Origin of the sequence: Thermoanaerobacter ethanolicus JW 200, from assembly GCF_003722315.1 — a bacterium.
Taxonomy (GTDB): Bacteria; Bacillota; Thermoanaerobacteria; order Thermoanaerobacterales; family Thermoanaerobacteraceae; genus Thermoanaerobacter; species Thermoanaerobacter ethanolicus.
Map to the genome: position 1 here is coordinate 1,275,531 of NZ_CP033580.1, position 14,719 is coordinate 1,290,249.

12 protein-coding genes, 1 pseudogene and 1 riboswitch are annotated in these 14,719 nt (G+C 37.1%); all 13 genes and pseudogenes read left to right on the top strand.

Translation table 11 applies throughout. The features are described from left to right. The first annotated feature begins 12 nt into the window (after positions 1–12). The 13 genes and pseudogenes from mntA to kamC all read left to right on the top strand — a co-directional run bounded on the left by mntA (position 13) and on the right by kamC (position 14,718). Positions 13–453 carry a type VII toxin-antitoxin system MntA family adenylyltransferase antitoxin gene (mntA, locus tag EB239_RS06260; RefSeq protein WP_003871029.1) on the top strand — a complete coding sequence of 147 codons (441 nt, stop codon included), beginning with the start codon at positions 13–15 and terminating at the stop codon, positions 451–453. Continuing rightward, positions 437–886: a type VII toxin-antitoxin system HepT family RNase toxin gene (gene hepT, locus EB239_RS06265; protein ID WP_318261453.1), complete on the top strand. Its 450-nt coding sequence runs from the start codon at positions 437–439 to the stop codon at positions 884–886. The genes mntA and hepT overlap by 17 nt, the downstream gene beginning before the upstream one ends. 19 nt (positions 887–905) lie before the next feature. Beyond that, entirely contained in the window at positions 906–2,534 is a 1,629-nt protein-coding gene (locus EB239_RS06270; protein WP_003871031.1) for an MBL fold metallo-hydrolase RNA specificity domain-containing protein, read from the top strand. Positions 2,535–2,950: 416 nt separating this feature from the next. Next, positions 2,951–3,829 carry a pyridoxal 5'-phosphate synthase lyase subunit PdxS gene (gene pdxS, locus EB239_RS06275; RefSeq protein ID WP_003871032.1) on the top strand — a complete coding sequence of 293 codons (879 nt, stop codon included), beginning with the start codon at positions 2,951–2,953 and terminating at the stop codon, positions 3,827–3,829. Position 3,830: 1 nt separating this feature from the next. Continuing rightward, positions 3,831–4,394, top strand: coding sequence for a pyridoxal 5'-phosphate synthase glutaminase subunit PdxT (gene pdxT / locus EB239_RS06280; protein WP_208638273.1), 564 nt, complete (start codon positions 3,831–3,833; stop codon positions 4,392–4,394). Between the two features lie 441 nt (positions 4,395–4,835). Then, positions 4,836–6,247 (top strand): annotated as a pseudogene (ltrA, locus tag EB239_RS06290) (group II intron reverse transcriptase/maturase). 499 nt (positions 6,248–6,746) lie between these two features. Then, complete coding sequence (ltrA, locus tag EB239_RS06300) at positions 6,747–8,159, top strand: group II intron reverse transcriptase/maturase (RefSeq protein ID WP_129545112.1); 1,413 nt, start codon at positions 6,747–6,749, stop codon at positions 8,157–8,159. A gap of 181 nt (positions 8,160–8,340) precedes the next feature. Further along, a riboswitch (Lysine riboswitch) is annotated at positions 8,341–8,519 on the top strand. A gap of 115 nt (positions 8,520–8,634) precedes the next feature. Then, positions 8,635–9,021 carry a 3-aminobutyryl-CoA ammonia lyase gene (gene kal, locus EB239_RS06305; RefSeq protein ID WP_003871036.1) on the top strand — a complete coding sequence of 129 codons (387 nt, stop codon included), beginning with the start codon at positions 8,635–8,637 and terminating at the stop codon, positions 9,019–9,021. A 17-nt stretch (positions 9,022–9,038) separates the two neighbouring features. Further along, positions 9,039–9,875: a 3-keto-5-aminohexanoate cleavage enzyme gene (gene kce / locus EB239_RS06310; RefSeq protein ID WP_003871037.1), complete on the top strand. Its 837-nt coding sequence runs from the start codon at positions 9,039–9,041 to the stop codon at positions 9,873–9,875. 28 nt (positions 9,876–9,903) lie between these two features. Then, positions 9,904–10,944 (top strand): L-erythro-3,5-diaminohexanoate dehydrogenase, encoded by a 1,041-nt coding sequence (gene kdd, locus EB239_RS06315; RefSeq protein ID WP_003871038.1) that lies wholly within the window; start codon positions 9,904–9,906, stop codon positions 10,942–10,944. Positions 10,945–10,978: 34 nt separating this feature from the next. Then, positions 10,979–12,232 (top strand): lysine 2,3-aminomutase, encoded by a 1,254-nt coding sequence (gene kamA, locus EB239_RS06320; protein WP_318261454.1) that lies wholly within the window; start codon positions 10,979–10,981, stop codon positions 12,230–12,232. Beyond that, positions 12,225–13,247 (top strand): lysine 5,6-aminomutase reactivase subunit KamB, encoded by a 1,023-nt coding sequence (kamB, locus tag EB239_RS06325; protein WP_003871040.1) that lies wholly within the window; start codon positions 12,225–12,227, stop codon positions 13,245–13,247. The genes kamA and kamB overlap by 8 nt, the downstream gene beginning before the upstream one ends. Beyond that, positions 13,237–14,718 carry a lysine 5,6-aminomutase reactivase ATPase KamC gene (kamC, locus tag EB239_RS06330; protein WP_003871041.1) on the top strand — a complete coding sequence of 494 codons (1,482 nt, stop codon included), beginning with the start codon at positions 13,237–13,239 and terminating at the stop codon, positions 14,716–14,718. Before kamB ends, kamC begins: the two co-directional genes overlap by 11 nt. Position 14,719: the final 1 nt, after the last annotated feature.

Consider the following 14,719-nt stretch of genomic DNA (forward strand, 5'->3'; position numbering starts at 1 on the left):
GAGGTGTCTGTAGTGGTTCAGAGAGATTTAAAAGAAGTGGAAGAAATATTTAAGAGAAATTTGCAATATTTAAAGGGTAAATATGACATAAAGTTGATATATGTTTTTGGCTCATATAGTAAAGGCACTAATACAAAAAATAGTGATCTTGATATTGCGGTACTTTTAGGGAATGGATATGATCCTATGGACAAACTTGCTTTAATTGGCGATTTGGTTTCAATATTTAAACGAGATGATATAGATTTGGTAGTATTAAATTCTGCAAATCCAGTGTTAAGGCATCAAGTAATAAAGCACGGCAAACTTATTTTTGAAGAAAATGAAGATGTAAAGGTGGAATTTGAGGTTAAAACTCTAAGAGAATATATGGACATGGAATATTTTAGAAAAGTGCAGATGGATGTTATTAAAGAATGGGTAAAAAGTGTTGTAGGTGATAATAGTGACTAAAAGTATAATAGAAACAATAAATTCTAAAATAAAAGAGTTACAAAAAAATTTAATATTGTTAAAAAAAGTATCGCAAGAAGTAAATAAAGAAAATATAAAAGAGGATATGCTCAAATATTGGGGAATAGAAAGAGGAATTCAAATATCTATAGAATGTGTTATTGATATAGCCAATATAATTATTTCTTCTCTTGGTTTAGAAAAACCCGATACCTATAGAGAAACGGTTTTATTATTAGGTAAATCAAACATTTTGCCGGAAAATTTTGCCAAAAATATTTCTAACATGGTTTCTTTTAGAAATATACTTGTACATGATTATATGAAAATTGATGAGAAGGTGATTGTTGACATATTAAAGAACCATTTGGATGATTTTGTTAAATATATACATTATATAAATAAATGGATCGAAGAAAATTATTATTCCTAATATGAAAGGAGACGTTATTGTGAAAATAAGTTTTTTGGGAGCTGCTAAAGAGGTTACAGGCTCATGCTATTTAGTTGAGACGGAAAAGACTAAGTTTCTTGTTGACTGCGGAATGTTTCAAGGGGGAGAAGTTGAAGACGAGCTAAACTATCAAGAATTTATTTTTGATGTAGGTGATATCGATTTTGTGCTTTTAACTCATGCTCACATAGACCACAGTGGAAGAATTCCTCTTTTGTACAAGAGGGGATACAGAAAAAGGATTTACGCTACAAAAGCCACCGTGGATTTATGCAGGTATATGCTTCCAGACAGTGGGCATATACAAGAGATGGAAAGTGAATGGAAAAACAGAAAAAGGAAAAGGGCAGATAAGCCTTTGAGGGAACCTCTTTATACTGCTGATGAGGCGAAAGATTCTTTAAGCATTTTCTATGGAATAGATTATGGAGAAATAATTGAACCAGCGCAAGATGTAAAAGTGCGATTTAATGATGCAGGACATATGCTTGGTTCATCTATAATCGAAGTTTGGGTAAATGAAAAAGGCAAAGAAACTAAAATTGTATTTTCAGGGGATTTGGGGAATAAAAAAATTCCTCTTTTAAAAGAAGTTACACCGATTAAGAGTGCGGATTATGTTTTGTGTGAGTCCACATATGGCAATAGGCTTCATGAAGATATTGGAGATAGGGCAAAAAAACTCATGGAGATTATCATAAAAACCGTAAAGAGAGGCGGAAATGTCATAATACCTTCTTTTGCTGTCGGAAGGACTCAAGAACTTTTATATGAATTACATAAAAACAGAGAATTGTACAAAGACGAAATAGAGTTTTTAAACAACGTACCTGTTTATGTAGATAGTCCACTTGCAACTTCTATAACAGATGTTTTTACTAAACATCCTGAATATTTGGACAGTGAAGCTCAAGAATACATTAAAAGAGGAGATTTACCCCTCGACTTTCCTAATTTGCACTTTACCCACAGTGTAGAAGAATCAAAAGCACTAAATGAAATTAAAACACCTGTCATAATCATATCAGCCAGTGGGATGTGTGAAGCTGGGCGAATTAAACACCATTTAAAACACAATTTGTGGAGACCAGAATGCACGGTTTTGTTTGTGGGGTATCAGGCAAAAGGGACCTTAGGACGTAAACTTTTGGAAGGAGAAAAAAATGTCAAAATATTTGGTGAGGATATTAGCGTAAAAGCTGAAATAGAATATATTGAAAGTTTTTCTGGGCATGCAGACCAAAAGGGTATATTAGATTGGCTTTCTCAATTTACGGATAAGCCAAGGAAAATATTCATTGTACACGGGGAAGATGAAGCACAGGAAGAACTAGCAGATAAGATTGAAAATCAACTTGGCATAGAGACTTTGATACCCTCGCGATATGATACATATAATTTTGAAGAAGATAAACTTTTTACTGCAGAAGCTGAAGATAAAGTTAAGCTGAGCGTTGAACTTACTAACAAGATCGAAGAAATGAAATTAAGAAGTGACAAAGCATTGAATAAACTTCAAGAGTTAATAAACAGTAAAGATATAACAAAAGATTTAAGTCCTATTGTAAGTGAGTTAAACAATATAAATGAAAGTTTAATGAAATTGTATAGAGAACTTTTAGATTAGAATGCATTATGCATTCTTTAGACCGTAGACAAACCTCTTTTTTTCATATAGAGGAGACATTTTGCATAGGTGAAGCGACTTGTTACAAAGCGGCAACTAAACTTAGCAAGACCAAGGAACGGAGGCAGGGCCGAAGCCAAGGACGGCGGAGGCGGGCACCTGAGGCATGGACGCCGATTGTGCCCGAAACCCTGCCGGAGTCCGAGGTCGAGCTTATGTTTAGTCGCTTTGTAACTCTGGAGCGAACAATGCAAAATGCCTCCTTAAGAGAAGATAATTTTGTCAACAAACTGAAGAATGCGTTATGCATTCTTTTTTGTATCTATAATGTTATGATTGATTTGTTTCGATTTAATAGATACAATTGATATTAAGATATATAAAATACCGATACAATTGTAAGGAGGAGTAGAACAATGAATGAAAAGTATGAACTAAATAAAAATTTAGCCCAAATGCTAAAAGGTGGTGTCATCATGGATGTGACAACACCAGAACAGGCAATTATTGCGGAAAAAGCAGGTGCTGTTGCTGTCATGGCACTTGAAAGGGTTCCAGCTGATATTAGGGCAAGAGGCGGAGTTGCAAGAATGTCAGACCCTAAAATAATAAAGGAGATAAAGGCAGCAGTATCAATCCCTGTTATGGCAAAAGTTAGAATTGGGCATTTTGTGGAAGCACAGATTTTAGAGGCACTCGGGATAGATTTTATTGATGAAAGCGAAGTTTTAACCCCTGCAGATGAGATGTACCATATAAACAAATGGGATTTTAAAGTGCCGTTTGTATGCGGTGCGAGAAACCTCGGAGAGGCTTTAAGGCGCATAGGAGAAGGAGCTTCAATGATAAGGACAAAAGGAGAGGCAGGGACTGGAAATGTAGTAGAGGCTGTAAGGCATATGAGGACGATAAATGCCGAAATAAAAAGGCTTACAACTTTAAGGGAAGACGAACTTATGGCTGCTGCAAAAGAACTTCAGGCGCCCTATGACCTTGTAAAATATGTTGCACAACACGGAAGACTTCCAGTTGTGAATTTCGCAGCGGGAGGTATTGCTACACCGGCAGACGCGGCACTTATGATGCAACTGGGTGCAGATGGAATTTTTGTGGGTTCAGGAATATTTAAATCGCAAAACCCTGAGAAAATGGCAGCTGCTATAGTAAAAGCCACAACATATTTTGATAGGCCGGAAATAATTGCGGAAGTTTCAGAAGGGCTAGGAGAAGCGATGGCCAGCATAGATATAAGGCAACTGGAAGAAAAAGATTTATATGCAACAAGGGGATGGTAATTTGCGCGTAGGAGTTTTGGGAGTTCAAGGCTCTGTTAAGGAACATATGGATAAATTAAAGCTTATAAAAGGAATTGAAGCGGTAGAGGCAAAGGACAGGGACACTATCTTAACTCTCGATGCCCTCATTATTCCAGGTGGCGAAAGCACTGCAATAGGAAAAATACTTGTAGATTTTGGGCTTAAAGATGCCATTTTAAAGTTAAACGAGAGGAAAGTTCCTATATGGGGTACTTGTGCAGGCATGATACTTATGGCTAAACATATAGTTAATGATGAGAGGATACACCTTGGAATAATGGATATTACTGTTAGACGAAATGCTTACGGAAGTCAGATTGACAGTTTCAAGACGCGGCTTATGATACCAGCGGTATCTGAAAATGAGATAGAAGCGGTGTTTATAAGAGCGCCGTATATAGAGAGTGTAGGGGATGGTGTTAGGATACTTGCAAAATATGAAGGTAGAATTGTTGCGGCACAGCAGGACAATTTACTTGCTACAGCATTTCATCCAGAACTTACAGATGATTTGAGCTTTTACAAATACTTTTTAGGGCTTTAACTTGTTAAAGCCCTTTTTTACGTGCGCCCGGCATGGGCGATAGCTAGGCGGTGAAAGTCCGCTGTGGGCTTGGTAGTGGGAACCACTAGCCAAGAGCAAGGGTGTCCATCGTGAGGTGGAATCTGAAGGAAGCTTAAGGCAAAATCTCGGTCTGATGAACAAGAACCAGATAAGAGGCTGAATTGGGGTGGATGAGTTTGCGTAACAAAACGAAGTCCAACACTACCCGAATCCCATACAGTAAATCTGGCAGATATATGAGATGAAAGTTATCGTTCTTACCCGGGGAGGTCTCAAGGATAAGTCATGGAAGTAAAATCTGAAGTGACAACCCATGCAGTGATGTATGGCTGAACCTTGAGAAGTCAGCAGAGGTCATAGTACTTATCTAGACATGAATAGATAAGGAAGGACCGAACGTTAGGAGGTTTTGGAAATCTTATGGACTCGAAAGATATGCAGAGACTGCAGACAACTCAACCAAGAGGCTATCCGTTGAATAGAGAAATGGAATTTCAAAAGACAACGGAAGTGCATAGTATATCATCGGCGTCGGAAGATGGAAGAAACGAAGTACAAAGATATACCAGCAAGATGCTTGAAATGATAGTAGAACGAAGGAACATGGAAGCAGCATACAAGCGCGTTGTTGCAAATAAAGGAAGCCATGGAGTCGATGGGATGGAAGTAGATGAACTTCTACCGTATCTCAAAGAAAACTGGGCAACCATAAAACAACAACTGCTGGAGGGGAAATACAAACCACAACCAGTGCGAAGAGTAGAAATTCCCAAACCAGATGGAGGAGTAAGACTACTAGGAATACCTACAGTACTAGACAGACTAATACAACAAGCAATAGCCCAAATACTAAATAAAGTCTACAACCATACATTTTCAGATAGCAGTTATGGATTCAGACCAGGACGCAGTGCAAAAGACGCAATAAAAGCCGCAGAAGCATACATAAATGAAGGATACACATGGGTTGTAGATATGGACTTAGAAAAGTTCTTTGACAGAGTAAACCACGACATAATAATGTCCAAACTAGAAAAGCGGATAGGAGATAAAAGGGTACTAAAGTTAATACGAAGATACCTAGAATCAGGAGTAATGATAAACGGAATCAAAGTATCAACAGAAGAAGGGACACCCCAAGGAGGGCCATTAAGTCCCCTATTAGCAAACATAATGTTGGACGAACTAGACAAAGAACTTGAGAAACGAGGGCATAAATTCTGCCGATATGCAGATGACTGCAACATATATGTAAAAAGCAGGTCTGCAGGAAACAGAGTAATGAAGAGCATAAAGAAATTCATAGAAAGCAAATTAAAACTAAAAGTCAACGAAGCAAAAGTGCTGTAGATAGACCATGGAGAAGAAAATTTCTTGGATTTTCATTCTATACAAAAGAAAACGAAGTAAGAATAAGAATCCATGAAAAATCCATCAAAAGGTTTAAGGAAAAAGTAAGAGAAATAACCAATCGGAACAAGGGAATAAGCATGGAAAACAGAATAAAAAGACTAAATCAAATAACAACAGGATGGGTCAACTATTTTGGATTAGCAGACGCGAAAAGCATAATGAAAACCCTTGACGAATGGATAAGGCGAAGACTAAGGGCATGTATATGGAAACAATGGAAGAAGATAAAAACGAAGCATGATAACTTAGTAAAACTAGGAGTAGAAGAACAAAAAGCCTGGGAATACGCCAATACAAGGAAAGGCTACTGGAGAATATCCAATAGCCCAATCCTAAATAAGACTCTTACAAATAAATACTTTGAAAGCATAGGTTATAAGAGTTTATCCCAAAGATATCTAATTGTACACAATTCCTAATGAACCGCCGTATACCGAACGGTACGTACGGTGGTGTGAGAGGACGCTGAATAAAATAATTATTCAGCTCCTACTCGATGTGCGCCCGGCATGGGCGATAACTAGGCGGTGAAAGTCCGCTGTGGGCTTGGTAGTGGGAACCACTAGCCAAGAGCAAGGGTGTCCATCGTGAGGTGGAATCTGAAGGAAGCTTAAGGCAAAATCTCGGTCTGATGAACAAGAACCAGATAAGAGGCTGAATTGGGATGGATGAGTTTGCGTAACAAAACGAAGTCCAACACTACCCGAATCCCATACAGTAAATCTGGCAGATAGATGAGATGAAAGTTATCGTTCTTACCCGGGGAGGTCTCAAGGATAAGTCATGGAAGTAAAATCTGAAGTGACAACCCATGCAGTGATGTATGGCTGAACCTTGAGAAGTCAGCAGAGGTCATAGTACTTATCTAGACATGAATAGATAAGGAAGGACCGAACGTTAGGAGGTTTTGGAAATCTTATGGACTCGAAAGATATGCAGAGACTGCAGACAACTCAACAAAGAGGCTATCCGTTGAATAGAGAAATGGAATTTCAAAAGACAACGGAAGTGCATAGTATATCATCGGCGTCGGAAGATGGAAGAAACGAGGTACAAAGATATACCGGCAAGATGCTTGAAATGATAGTAGAACGAGGGAACATGAGAGCAGCATACAAGCGCGTTGTTGCAAATAAAGGAAGCCATGGAGTCGATGGGATGGAAGTAGATGAACTTCTACCGTATCTCAAAGAAAACTGGGCAACCATAAAACAACAACTGCTGGAGGGGAAATACAAACCACAACCAGTGCGAAGAGTAGAAATTCCCAAACCAGATGGAGGAGTAAGACTACTAGGAATACCTACAGTACTAGACAGACTAATACAACAAGCAATAGCCCAAATACTGAATAAAGTCTACAACCATACATTTTCTGATAGCAGTTATGGATTCAGACCAGGACGCAGTGCAAAAGACGCAATAAAAGCCGCAGAAGCATACATAAATGAAGGATACACATGGGTTGTAGATATGGACTTAGAAAAGTTCTTTGACAGAGTAAACCACGACATAATAATGTCCAAACTAGAAAAGCGGATAGGAGATAAAAGGGTACTAAAGTTAATACGAAGATACCTAGAATCAGGAGTAATGATAAACGGAATCAAAGTATCAACAGAAGAAGGGACACCCCAAGGAGGACCATTAAGTCCCCTATTAGCAAACATAATGTTGGACGAACTAGACAAAGAACTTGAGAAACGAGGGCATAAATTCTGCCGATATGCAGATGACTGCAACATATATGTAAAAAGCAGGTCTGCAGGAAACAGAGTAATGAAGAGCATAAAGAAGTTCATAGAAAGCAAATTAAAACTAAAAGTCAACGAAGCAAAAAGTGCTGTAGATAGACCATGGAGAAGAAAATTTCTTGGATTTTCATTCTATACAAAAGAAAACGAAGTAAGAATAAGAATCCATGAAAAATCCATCAAAAGGTTTAAGGAAAAAGTAAGAGAAATAACCAATCGGAACAAGGGAATAAGCATGGAAAACAGAATAAAAAGACTAAATCAAATAACAACAGGATGGGTCAACTATTTTGGATTAGCAGACGCGAAAAGCATAATGAAAACCCTTGACGAATGGATAAGGCGAAGACTAAGGGCATGTATATGGAAACAATGGAAGAAGATAAAAACGAAGCATGATAACTTAGTAAAACTAGGAGTAGAAGAACAAAAAGCCTGGGAATACGCCAATACAAGGAAAGGCTACTGGAGAATATCCAATAGCCCAATCCTAAATAAGACTCTTACAAATAAATACTTTGAAAGCATAGGTTATAAGAGTTTATCCCAAAGATATCTAATTGTACACAATTCCTAATGAACCGCCGTATACCGAACGGTACGTACGGTGGTGTGAGAGGACGCTGAATAAAATAATTATTCAGCTCCTACTCGATAAAAATTTTTGATATTGTATTGTCAAAAATTTTTTGGGTGTGATATAATATATTATAGATGATAAGCTTTACATTAATTTTGAAAACTTAATAGCTTTTAATAGCATAAATAGAGGAGCGGGCAAGCAGGTACCTACAGGGTGTTAAGGAGAAGAACCTCCAATACTTGTGGCGAAGGTTTGTCTGCCGAAAGGGTATACTTGTTCTTGAGTATATCCTTGGGGGTGAGAACAAAACTCATCACTGTCATGGGTGATGGCCCATGGAGCGCTATTTATGCAGTGAAAAGATTTTCATTGCATAAATAGCGCTTTTCTTTGTCAAAAAGGCTATTTAGGCACTGAAAATCTTTCAGTGCTTTTATTTTTACAAAGAAAAAGTAAAGGGGGGATTGGTTTGAAGGCAATAATAAGAGTGCGGATGAGTATGCACGATGCCCACTATGGTGGAAATCTTGTTGATGGGGCAAGAATTTTAAACCTTTTTGGGGATGTTGCAACAGAACTTTTGATACGGCATGATGGAGATGAAGGACTTTTTAGAGCCTATGACAATGTTGAATTTCTCGCACCAGTGTATGCAGGAGATTTTATAGAAGCTACAGGTGAAATAGTAGAAGTGGGCAATACTTCGAGGAAAATGGTGTTTGAAGCCAAAAAGGTGATAGCAGCAAGGCCTGACATTAGCGATTCGGCGGCAGAAGTTTTAGATAAACCAATCGTTGTATGTAGAGCCAGTGGTACATGCGTAGTTCCAAAGGATAAGCAAAGGTATAAGAAATAAAGATGGGGGGATAGGCAGTGGAAAAATTGATAATAACTGCTGCCATATGTGGAGCAGAAGTCACAAAAAAACACAATCCAAATGTACCATATACAGTAGAAGAAATTGCAAGAGAAGCGGAATCAGCGTACAACGCAGGGGCAAGCATTATTCATTTGCACGTCCGTTATGATGATGGAACACCTACACAAGACAAAGAGAGATTTAGAGAGTGTATCGAAGCCATAAAGGCGAGATGTCCAGATGTGATAATTCAGCCCTCAACTGGTGGAGCTGTTGGTATGACCAGTGAAGAAAGGCTTCAACCTATTTATTTACAGCCAGAAATGGCATCTTTAGATTGTGGTACTTTAAATTTTGGTGGAGATGAAATATTTGTAAATACTGAAAATATGATAATTGAGTTTACACTTAAAATGAATGAGTTGTCAATAAAGCCTGAACTTGAGGTATTTGACAAAGGTATGATTGATACAGCAATAAGGCTTCACAAAAAAGGATACATAAAAGCGCCTATGCATTTCAATTTTGTGATGGGAGTAAACGGTGGAATATCGGGCGAAATGAGAGACTTCCTGTTTTTAAAAGAAAGTATTCCAGAAGGCAGCACTTTTACTGCAACTGGGATAGGAAGATATGAATTTCCAGTTGCCACAATGGCTATACTGACTGGTGGGCATGTAAGAGTTGGTTTTGAAGATAACGTATACATTTCTAAAGGAGTCCTTGCTAAATCCAATGGAGAATTAGTAGAAAAAGTTGTAAGGATTGCAAGAGAATTAGGAAAGGAAATTGCAACCCCTGATGAGGCAAGAAAGATATTGGGATTAGGGGTAAAATACATGGAGGTTTAATTTTAAAGGAAGGTAGGAGGAGTTATATATGATGGGATGTAAATATGGAACACATCGCGTAATTGAACCAAAAGGGGTTTTGCCACAAGCGGCATACAAGATTTCCAACGATATGGATACAATTTATGATAATGAAATTTTAATAGATGTGATGGCGTTGAATATAGATTCTGCAAGTTTTACACAGCTTAAAGAAGAAGCTGGCGGAGATGTGGAAAAAATCAAGGCAAAAATTTTTCAAATTGTAAATGAAAGGGGAAAAATGCAAAACCCCGTTACAGGCTCTGGGGGAATGCTTATAGGCCGTGTTGAAAAAATAGGAGATGCACTACTCGGCAAGAGGGACTTAAAAATAGGGGATAAGATAGCGACATTAGTTTCTCTTACACTTACTCCTCTTAGAATAGATGAGATTTTATCCGTCAAACTCGATATAGACAGAGTTGAAATAAAGGGCAAAGCAATACTTTTTGAAAGCGGAATTTATGCTAAACTTCCTGATGACATGGAAGAAACATTAGCTTTGGCTGCTTTAGATGTAGCAGGAGCGCCTGCTCAAACTGCAAAACTTGTAAAACCAGGTCAGAGTGTTTTAGTGCTTGGAGCTAATGGGAAGTCAGGAATGCTTTGCTGTTATGAGGCTAAAAAAAGAGTAGGACCGACTGGCAAAGTTATAGGAGTTGTGAGAAGAGAAGAAGCAAAGAAAAAATTAGAGGAATTAGACATTTGCCATGAGATTATAATCGCTGATGCGCAAAAACCAGTGGAGGTTCTAAATAAAACTCTAGAAGCAAACGGAGGAAAAGAAGTAGATATTGCTATAAACTGTGTAAATATCCCAAACACAGAGATGTCCACTATTTTGCCTGTAAGAGATGAAGGAATTGCCTATTTCTTCTCAATGGCGACAAATTTCACAAAAGCAGCTTTAGGTGCAGAAGGCGTAGGAAAAGATATCACGATGATAATAGGAAATGGCTATACAAAAGATCATGCAGAAATCACTCTGCAAGAATTGAGAGAGAATGAAAAGCTGAGGAAAGTTTTTGAAGAAATGTATGCTAAGTGAGGCAGAGGTAAATTAAATGGGGGGATTTTTAAAAATGAGAGTTAATAGGAGATATGAGCTTTTCGGCCATGTGTCGGACGAAGAGTGGAACGATTGGAAGTGGCAAATTAGAAACCGAATAGAGACAGTGGAAGAGCTTAAAAAGTATTTGCCTTTGACACAAGAGGAAGAAGAAGCGATTTCTAAGACTTTGCAGACTTTGAGAATGGCTATAACGCCATATTACCTTTCTTTAATAGATCCAAACGATCCAAATGACCCTATAAGAAAGAGAGCGGTTCCTACTATAAATGAACTTTACAGGGCTTCCGAAGATTTGGTAGATCCACTTAGTGAAGATGTAGATTCACCAGTGCCGGGGCTTACTCACAGATATCCTGATAGGGTGCTGCTTCTTATAACAGACCAATGCTCTATGTATTGCAGACATTGCACGAGGAGAAGATTTGCAGGACAAACTGATGCGCCACTTCCAATGGATAAAATAGAGAGGGCCATCGAGTACATTGCTAAAACTCCGCAAATACGAGATGTACTTATTTCGGGGGGAGATCCACTTACTCTTTCAGATGATAGGTTAGAGAGGATTATAAAAAGGCTAAGAGAGATACCTCATGTAGAGATAATAAGAATAGGTTCCTCAACTCCTGTTGTGCTTCCACAAAGAATAACGCCCGAACTTGTTAATATGCTCAAAAAATATCATCCAATATGGTTAAATACTCATTTTAATCATCCTCACGAAATAACAGAGGATTCTAGGAGGGCCTGCGAAATGCTGGCAGATGCGGGAATTCCTCTTGGAAACCAGACGGTTCTTCTAAGGGGAGTAAATGATTGCGTACATGTCATGAAAAAACTTGTTCATGAATTGGTGAAAATAAGGGTAAGGCCCTATTATATTTACCAATGTGATTTGTCATTAGGGCTTTCCCACTTTAGGACTCCTGTTTCAAAGGGAATTGAAATTATTGAGGCTTTGAGAGGTCATACATCAGGATTTTGCGTTCCTACCTTTGTGGTAGATGCACCAGGCGGAGGAGGGAAAATTCCAGTAGGCCCCAATTATGTAATATCTCAAAGCCATGACAAAGTAGTTCTTAGAAATTATGAAGGAGTTATCACCACATATATAGAGCCACAAAATTATATGCCAGGTCCTTGTGTATGCGATGAGGAAAGACCAGAAGAAATAACCGGTGTTGCGGGTCTTCTCCAGCAAGACAAAATTGCTACAATAGAGCCTCAAGAATTAGAAAGGAAAAAGAGAAGGAGATTAGATGAGTAAAATACTTGAATTGCTGAAGGACTATCGTACTATTTCTATAATAGGTATGGCGAAAAATGTAGGGAAAACCACTGTGCTAAATTATATTTTGAGTAAGGCCAGGGGTAAATATACCCTTGGTCTTACCTCAATAGGAAGAGATGGAGAAGAGTATGACCAAGTAGCTTTTTTCCCCAAACCTCGAATTTACATAGCTAAAGGTAGCTATATAGCGACAGCGAAAGAGGCTTTGCTAAACAGCGATATTACTAAAGAAATAGTTGCAACTACAGGATTTGATACTCCAATGGGAGAAATAGTAATTGCTAAAGCATTAAGCGATGGTTATGTAGATTTAGCAGGACCATCTATAAATAGTGAAATGGCAAAAGTATGTAACCTTCTTTTGAAATTGGGTTGTGATAAAGCTATTATAGATGGAGCCTTAAGTAGAAAAACTCAGGCTTCTCCTTCTGTATCTGAAGCTACAATACTGGCTACAGGAGCAGCTTTGTCCTATGATATGGAGGAGACGATTAGAAAAACAGCTTTTACTGTGAAACTTTTGTCTATAGAGGCAGAAAAAGATAAAGAAATTTTAAAATTGGCGCAAAATATTTTAGATAACTCTCGTTTGGGTTTTATATACAAAGACAAGCGTTATAAAACGATAGAACTACCTACAGCTATAGATTCTTCTAAAGAGATTGTTGAAAATTTAGAAGGGGCCACTCATGTAGTTATAAAGGGAGTGGTCTCTGATAAATTAATTGAAGATGTGATGAGAGGTACAGATAAGTATAAAGGAGTAGCGTTTCTTGCAGAAGACTCTACAAAGCTTTTTTTACAAGAAGAAACATTTTTAAAGTTTCAAAAGGGTGGTGGCATTTTAAAAGTACTAAAACCAGTAAATTTAGTTTGCGTTACTATAAATCCTGTCTCCTCTTTAAATTATCAGTATGACAAAAAGGAGTTTTTAGAGAGATTAAAAAGAGAAATCTCTATCCCTGTATTTGATGTAATGGGTGGTGATTAATATTAAATTTTTGACAGAAAAAGAAAGAGAGCAAATAGGCTTTAACTATATAATGGCTAGATTGCAGGTTATAACTCCTTATGGGAAAGAAGAGATGAAAAATGTAAAACCTTTTAAAAGAGAGGAAAAAGAAAAAGTTATAAAAGAGTATGACTATATTGAATTAATGAGAGGGAGTTTAGAAAAGGACAAAGAGTTGTTTTATAAAATTTTAAAAATACTTTTTAAGATAAAAGATATAAGAAATAGTGTAAAAAAGTGTAAAACTGGCGAAATTTTAGATGAAGTGGAGCTATACGAAATAAAAATATTTTGCCTTTTGAGTGAAGAACTGCGCACTTTTATAGAAAGATTAAAGGTTGACATAGAAGATATAAAGCTAAAATCAGTAAAACCTATTTTAGATTTACTTGACCCTCAAAAAAAGAGGATTGCTACTTTTCACATTTATGATGAATATTCACAAAGGCTTAAAGAAATAAGAGAGAAAAAAAGGGAAATTGAAAGACAAATATTTTTAGAGACAGAAAAGGAAAAAATCGAAAAGTTAAAGGAAAAAAGATTAGAGATAGTGGTTTTAGAGCAACAGGAAGAGTTAGAAGTTAAAAAGAGGATTTCTAAAGAGTTGTTTAGCTACATCAGTATATTAGAAGCTAATATAAAAGCTATAGGTCGTTTTGACTTTTTGATGGCAAAAACTAAATTGTCAATGGAATATGGAGGAATAAAACCCAAGATAAATGAAGACTTAGAGATTAACTTTACGAATGTAATAAATCCTCAGGTTTCAGACATTTTAAAGGCTCAAGGCAAAAAATTTACTCCAATAAGTTTAAAGATAAAAAATGGAACTACTGTTATAACAGGTGCCAACATGGGAGGAAAAACTGTAGCATTAAAAACTATCACTCTTAATCTTTTATTAGGCATAATGGGGTTTTTTGTATTTGCTGAGGAAGCTTCCTTTCCTATTGTAGATTTTATACATTTTGTTTCTGAGGATTTACAGTCTGTATCAAGAGGATTAAGTAGTTTTGGAGCGGAAGTTATTAAATTAAAAGAAATAATAGAGGATGTAAAAAAAGGGAGTGGGTTTATTGCATTGGATGAGATAGCGAGGGGAACAAATCCAGAAGAGGGATTGTACATTGTAAAAGCTATTTCAAAGTATTTGAATAGTTTTCCTTCTATAACCCTATTAGCCACCCATTATGACGGTGTAGTAGAGGAAAATATGATTCATTATCAAGTAGTGGGGCTGAAAAATGTTGACTTTGAAATGCTAAAACAAAAAATTAGCATGAATAGAAGCAATTCGATAGAAATTCTTCAAGAATATATGGATTACAATTTGGAAAGGGTAGATTCTTTCTATGAAGTTCCAAAAGATGCTTTGAACATTTGTAGAATATTGGGCTTAGAAGAAGAAGTTATAAAACTTGCAGAAAAGTACTATGAGAAGGAGGAGTGAT

Excerpts from the sequence above, each read along its gene's own strand:
- pdxS (WP_003871032.1), top strand. The coding sequence starts at position 2,951 with ATGAATGAAAAGTATGAACTAAATAAAAATTTAGCCCAAATGCTAAAA.
- ltrA (WP_129545112.1), top strand. The coding sequence starts at position 6,747 with ATGGACTCGAAAGATATGCAGAGACTGCAGACAACTCAACAAAGAGGC.
- kdd (WP_003871038.1), top strand. The coding sequence starts at position 9,904 with ATGATGGGATGTAAATATGGAACACATCGCGTAATTGAACCAAAAGGG.
- kamA (WP_318261454.1), top strand. The coding sequence starts at position 10,979 with ATGAGAGTTAATAGGAGATATGAGCTTTTCGGCCATGTGTCGGACGAA.
- kamB (WP_003871040.1), top strand. The coding sequence starts at position 12,225 with ATGAGTAAAATACTTGAATTGCTGAAGGACTATCGTACTATTTCTATA.